We start from the raw sequence: 5,007 nt of genomic DNA on the forward strand, positions 1-5,007 counted from the left end.
AACAGGTTATTGATGCGGCTTATCGCTTCGGGCTTGGGTTTTCCGAGCTGAAACGACCTGATGGGCATGAGGCTGGTCGATCCTGGTTTCCAGCGCTTTCTGACAGGCTGCACCTGGGCGCGGTGATCTCGAAATGTGGTTCCTTCTGCGCCCATGCCGAAGCCTTGGTCAAAAACCTACGCTTTTCGAATCCAGCGCAGCACCTGGACCCAGATCGCCTGTGGCCAGAGGAAGCATCCGAGCTGGTTGAGCGCTACAACCGCCACCTTGGGATTGATTTTCCTCAGCATGACCAAGCTATCCACCAAGATGAACGGGTGGAAGATGATCGTGACGTTTCGACTGAACGTCGCTCCCGGGATGATGGCTTGGACTGGGGGCTTTGACCCCTAGTGTTAGTATTGTTACCTACGGAGTAAGTTACGGGCACAAAAATCACCAGTAACTATCTGTTCCAGAACAGGAAAACTATCCACAGGGTTCCGAAACTAACGAATCTAGGTTCCGAAACTAACGAATTCCGGTTCCGAAACTAACGAACGGTTTCAGTCCCCAATCCGGGTCCCGATATAACGAACTTGACGAGGCGCCCCGTCCTGCCCGATGGTGGTTCCTGATATAACGAAAACAGCCAGGCAAACGGATGCCACTGCTCCCCGATAGACACCCCCAGAAGGACTTCTTCATCCTCGACATCTCCGATGTGGTGCCGAAGGACGACATGGCCTCGATGGAGCATCCGCTGTTCTCGCTCGCCACCAAGCCGGACATGCGCCACCTCGAGTATCGCGGCGGTGACAACCGGCTGAAAATCGTGCCCTCGGGGGTCGGCCTCCCGACGATCTTCGACAAGGACATCCTGATCTTCTGCGTGAGCCAGCTCATGCACCGCAAGAACCGCGGGGAGAAGATCGGGAAACGGGTGCGGTTCAGCGCCCGCGAGCTGCTGATGACCACGAACCGCAAGACAGGCGGGATAGAATATCAGCGCCTGGAACAAGCCTTCCAAAGGCTGATCGGCACCACCTTCCAGACCGACATCCAGACCGGGAACAGGCGCGAGACGCGCTTTTTCAGCCTTCTGGAATCCGGCAGCGGCTTCGTCATGAAGGAAGAGGGCACCTGGCGCCTCGACTACTGCGAGGTGATCCTGTCAGACTGGGTGATGCGCGCGATCGAGGGCGACGAGGTCGTGACGATCTCGAACGACTATTTCCGCCTCCGCCGCCCGCTTGAGCGGCGCCTGTATGAGATCGGCCGCAAGCATTGCGGAAGCCAGCCAAAATGGCAGATCGGCCTTGCCAAGCTGCAAGAAAAGACCGGCAGCAACGCCCCCCTGAAGAAGTTCCGGCTGAACATCCGCCAGATCATCGAGGACGATCACACGCCGTTCTATCGCATGGAGCTGACAGCCGATGACCTGGTGATCTTCAGGCCCCGCTCCCCACAAAGGGAACTGCTGCCAGAGGTCCGTCTGCCGGAATGGGCCGAAGAAAAGGCCAGGATCATCGCCCGAGAGAAGGGGCGAGATTACTACGCCCTGCGCTCCGACTGGCTGTCTTTTGCCAAATCTGAAACCGCCAGGGGGAACCCGCCAAAGAATGCCGGGGCAGCGTTCCTAGCCTACTGCAAGAAGCAAGAAACCCTGAGGTAAGGCATTGAGATTAAGGATTTTAAATGGCAAGATTACTGAGCGACGAATGCATCTCACTAGCAAGGCTGATTGCCAGTGGAGTTTCCTGCTCAGAGCTATCGCGAGATGATGGCCGAAACGTAGAAAATGTTTTGAAAGACATTGCGATAGAGCTGCTCTTGCTAGACGCCTCTCATGAAGAAAAAAGTTATGTCATAGCGGACATCAGAAAAACACACAGGAATGCCTATAGAGCATGGTCCCCACGCGAAGAAGAAAGACTTATGGCCCTGCTGATTGAAGGTCGATCCATCGGCGAGATCTCCGAAGATCTCGCCCGACAACCAGGAGGTATTATAAGCAGAATCAATAAGATAAGGAAGGAATGTAATAAAAAGTAGTGAGCCATGCCACTGGCGCCACTACCAAAAACTATTTCGAAGCTCAACGATATTTCCGTAAATATTGATCATACATTGTTGAGCCTTCGCGTCATGCTTCCAGTTATGTGCGATCTCTATTAGCCTATCAAATATATAATCATCTTCATCTGCCAAAGATATGGACAGAGCGCGCAGCCAGTCCGACGCAGATTCTATATTGCCAATCTTATCATCAATTGATTTTTCTCGGTTTTTTCTCGCTTCTTCATAAGAAGCGCTGGACTCCCAATAATCATCAAGATCACCTGGGCTATCAGGGTTGTATATCGGAAGGTCTCGATCACCCATTATTTTATTCCTTTCCATCGTCTTGTTTGAAATATTTCTTGTGGTCAATTTGACATGCGTCCAAATATATTTTTTGTCGCCCATCGAGGGGATTTGTGCAGGTAATTGCATCACCAAAAACTCGGTCTACAAACAAGATCGTACCGGTCGGGTCGTCTTTTCGAACGACTGGATCATTAGGTTTGAAGTCATGAACCATTTTTCACCTCATCTCCAAAAAGATGCCCACAACCCACGTCGCCTCGGCATCTTCTCTGTATTTCGTTGATCGGTCAAAAGCGCATTCAGGCGCACCCGCTCGGCCTCGGCTCCGTCTAGGCGAGTGCGCAAGTCTTCGATCTGATCAACGAGCTGATCACGCTCCCGGTCTCGTTCGGCTTTCATCGTGCCGATCTGCTCACGAAGCATCTTAACCTCTACGGACAACGCACTGTTTTCATGCGTTTCCATATGGGGTTCCTCTTGGCTTTCAACACCGTTCGGAAACGGGTTCGCAGACATCCACCTGGACAACTCAGATGGGTCAATCTGCCAGCGCCCCTTGTCGTCCTTCTCCGCAGAAATACCTCCTGAATTAAGGGCTTTTGATAGCGTCCCCTTCGATCTCTTCGCGGCCTTCGCCGCTTGTCCAAGTGTCAGCTTCATGGTGTTTCCGCCTGTATTTCCAAAGGGTTTCCCATCGGTTTTCTTGCTGTTCACGATACACACACCAGAAACACTCGCCAAGACACCTTGATCGTATCTCAATTGAGATACATAATGTTCTTGAAAACAGGAGGACAAGCCATGCCCGCCCAGACCTCAATGCTTCACGTCCGTGTGGACGATCACCTCAAGACGCAAGCGACCAATGCCCTCTCGGGCGTCGGCCTCACGCTCTCTGATGCCGTGCGCATCCTGCTGACCCGCGTTGCCGCCGAAGGTGGCCTTCCTGCCGGTCTGACCACCGATCCCGATGCCTATGATGCCTGGTTCCGTGCCAAGGTGCAGGAGGCGATGGCCGATCCCCGTCCGACCACGCCGCATGACCAGGTGATGCAAGAGGCGCGCGCCCTGATCAACGGGAAACGCCGTGCCTGAACTCGAATGGAAGGCACCCGCAGTCGCGGACCTGCTGGCGATTGTCGATTACATCTCGGACGACAACCCGGATGCGGCCCTCGCCCTGATGGAAGAAATCCAAGACAAGGTGGCACAGCTTCCGGCGCACCCGAAACGCTGCCGCCTTGGTAGGGTCGAAGGCACACGCGAGCTGGTGGTCCGACCGAACTACATCGTGGTCTATGCTGAAACCCCAGTCGTGGTGACGATCCTGCGCGTGCTGCATGCCGCGCAGATGTGGCCCTAAGACACGAGACACGCGCGTTTCAGCCCCGCCAGATCGCCCCTTCGACATGCGGAAATCTCCGGTCCGATCTGGCTCCGCGCACCATCTCGACCAGCCCCCATATGGCAAGGGCGGGATGGTACGCAGCCGCCTTTGGGCGGCTTCCGGCTGGAGGTCCAGGAGGGCGCAGCGCCTCCGGCCCAATGGCAATTAGCGGAGCGGCTCGAAGAGAATTGCCTAGTGGGTTGTCATTTGAAATGACAATTCTTCCCCTTCCGGATATTCTGGCCCTATGTTCAAGGCAGCAATCCGCGTCAACAAGTTTACCAGCATCGCCCAACTGCGTGGCGCCTCTCTCCATGCACAACGCCACGACGAAACCGGCAAGGCCCGGGTCAGGGAGGACGCAGAGCCGGGTTTCGGTCTTGCCTGGTCAAAGGCCGAAGACGACCGCGACTATCTTGCTGCCTTCAAGGCTCACAAGATCGAGCTGGGGGCGGGCGAACGGAAGAACGCCCCGCTTGCCCTGCAAGCCATCTGCGTGGTCTCCCCGGAATGGGTCGAAAAGGCCGGCAACCTGCATGACCCTGACAACCCGCATAACCGCCAGCTCTTCGACCAGGCAAAAGCATGGGCGGAGAGCTGGGGCGGCAAAGGGTCGGTGATAGCCACCCGCCTCGACCTCGATGAAAAGGGCGGCGCGGTGGTCGATGTTCTGATCTCGCCCGTCCGGGAGAGCCGAGGTAAGCCCGTGATCTCGACCAACAAGGCCCTGGGCGAGCTGAAAGAGGCCACAGGTGAGCGAAACGAATATGCAGCCCTGCAAACCTCTTGGGCTGACTGGTGCCGCGAAACTTTGGACAGCGAGATCGTGCGCGGCACGAGAAAAGAGCTCACGCAGCGCCAGCACCTCTCCCCGGAAACCTATGGCGCGGTCATGGACAAGGCCCGAGAGGCCATCCAGAGGCCCGCAGAGAGCCTCAGAGAGGCCCTACAGGCCGTTGACCTGTCTTGGGACGATACAGACCTTCTACGGGACTACTTGCTGCTCAGAGGCGAAATCAGCCGCCACAAGGAAGATCCTCGGGGATATGAACCGCCCGACGGCGACGTGAACCGAGACGAGATCGAGCTTTCCGCAGCGGATAGAGGAAGCCCTTGGCCATTGATCGAAGGGTTCCGCAAAGGTGCCCAACAGGTTATTGATGCGGCTTATCGCTTCGGGCTTGGGTTTTCCGAGCTGAAACGACCTGATGGGCATGAGGCTGGTCGATCCTGGTTTCCAGCGCTTTCTGACAGGCTGCACCTGGGCGCGG

At 55.9% G+C, this 5,007-nt stretch carries 8 protein-coding genes; 6 read left to right on the forward strand and 2 right to left on the reverse strand.

Features of this window, described 5'->3' with window-relative positions:
* The 3 genes from P2G62_RS17675 to P2G62_RS17685 all read left to right on the forward strand — a co-directional run.
* The coding region (locus P2G62_RS17675; protein WP_275736199.1) for a hypothetical protein at window positions 1-386 on the forward strand (386 nt) is incomplete at its 5' end.
* A 257-nt stretch (window positions 387-643) separates the two neighbouring features.
* Entirely contained in the window at window positions 644-1,654 is a 1,011-nt protein-coding gene (locus P2G62_RS17680; RefSeq protein ID WP_275736200.1) for a replication initiator protein A, read from the forward strand.
* Between the two features lie 23 nt (window positions 1,655-1,677).
* Window positions 1,678-2,034: a hypothetical protein gene (locus tag P2G62_RS17685; RefSeq protein ID WP_275736201.1), complete on the forward strand. Its 357-nt coding sequence runs from the start codon at window positions 1,678-1,680 to the stop codon at window positions 2,032-2,034.
* A 21-nt stretch (window positions 2,035-2,055) separates the two neighbouring features.
* On the opposite strand, the gene P2G62_RS17690 is transcribed toward P2G62_RS17685, so the two are convergent.
* Complete coding sequence (locus tag P2G62_RS17690) at window positions 2,056-2,475, reverse strand: hypothetical protein (protein ID WP_275736202.1); 420 nt, start codon at window positions 2,473-2,475, stop codon at window positions 2,056-2,058.
* 96 nt (window positions 2,476-2,571) lie between these two features.
* Window positions 2,572-3,009: a hypothetical protein gene (locus P2G62_RS17695; protein WP_275736203.1), complete on the reverse strand. Its 438-nt coding sequence runs from the start codon at window positions 3,007-3,009 to the stop codon at window positions 2,572-2,574.
* A 141-nt stretch (window positions 3,010-3,150) separates the two neighbouring features.
* Here P2G62_RS17695 and P2G62_RS17700 point away from each other — a divergent pair, with 141 nt between their 5' ends.
* From P2G62_RS17700 to P2G62_RS17710, 3 genes are all read left to right on the forward strand, one after another.
* The gene (locus P2G62_RS17700; RefSeq protein WP_275736204.1) at window positions 3,151-3,444 is read left to right on the forward strand and encodes a type II toxin-antitoxin system RelB/DinJ family antitoxin; all 294 of its coding nucleotides are present in this window, start codon (window positions 3,151-3,153) and stop codon (window positions 3,442-3,444) included.
* Complete coding sequence (locus P2G62_RS17705) at window positions 3,437-3,712, forward strand: type II toxin-antitoxin system RelE/ParE family toxin (RefSeq protein WP_275736205.1); 276 nt, start codon at window positions 3,437-3,439, stop codon at window positions 3,710-3,712. The genes P2G62_RS17700 and P2G62_RS17705 overlap by 8 nt, the downstream gene beginning before the upstream one ends.
* 271 nt (window positions 3,713-3,983) lie before the next feature.
* Window positions 3,984-5,007, forward strand: a 1,024-nt coding sequence (locus tag P2G62_RS17710) for a hypothetical protein (RefSeq protein ID WP_275736206.1), incomplete at its 3' end; no start/stop codon positions are given.

This window comes from Paenirhodobacter sp. CAU 1674 (assembly GCF_029222945.1).
Classification (GTDB): domain Bacteria; phylum Pseudomonadota; class Alphaproteobacteria; order Rhodobacterales; family Rhodobacteraceae; genus Rhodobacter.